Origin of the sequence: Mesorhizobium sp. M7A.F.Ca.CA.004.04.2.1 (genome assembly GCF_004022825.1) — a bacterium.
In the GTDB taxonomy this organism is placed as follows: domain Bacteria; phylum Pseudomonadota; class Alphaproteobacteria; order Rhizobiales; family Rhizobiaceae; genus Mesorhizobium.
In genome coordinates, this window is the sequence record NZ_RZPH01001594.1 from 1 (window position 1) to 736 (window position 736).

Sequence of the window (736 nt, forward strand, 5' to 3'; positions counted from 1 at the left end):
GCGCATCATCGATTCCTCGGTGATCCCGGCCAGGTGCGGCGTGATGATGACATTGTCGAAGCCGAAATAGGGATGGTTCGACGGCAGCGGCTGTGTCGCAAAAACATCGAGCGCGGCACCGCCGATACGGCGTTTCTGCAATGCCTCGATCAGCGCATCGTCATCGATGACCGGTCCGCGCGACACGTTGATCAGCAGCGCATGCGGCTTCATGCGGGCGATCCGCTCACGGTTGATCAGGCCGCGCGTTTCCGGCGTCAGCGGGCAGCACAGAACGATGATGTCGCTCTGCTCGACGAGAGCGTCGATCGACAGGAAGCCGACCTTGTCCGGCGCCGGCTGCATGCTGCGCGTCGTTGCCACCACCTTCAGGTCGAAGCCGTGCGCCGCGATATGGCCGACCGCCTGGCCAACGGCGCCGAGGCCGACGATGCCGATCGTCTTGCCGGCAAACTCGCTGTTGGAATTGGCGTGCTCGCGGCCGGCAAGCCAGCCTTTGGTGCGCAGGTCGCGGTCAACGACGCGGAAGTTGCGCAGCAAAGCCAGCGCCGCGAACATGACGTGCTCGGCAACCGAGCGGGCATTGACCGCCGGCACATTCGCCACCAGCACGCCGGCGGCCGTCGCTGCTTCCATGGGGATCATGTCGAGCCCGGCGCCATGACGGATTGCCGCCCGCAGCAGCTTTGCGCCGTCGAAAAGCTGTGGTGGCAGCGGCGCGCGCACGATGACGATG

General features: G+C 65.6%; 1 protein-coding gene. It reads right to left on the reverse strand.

Annotated elements, in window-relative coordinates; genetic code table 11:
- On the reverse strand, positions 1-736 hold a 736-nt coding region (locus EN893_RS36350), incomplete at both ends, for an NAD(P)-dependent oxidoreductase (RefSeq protein WP_128362282.1).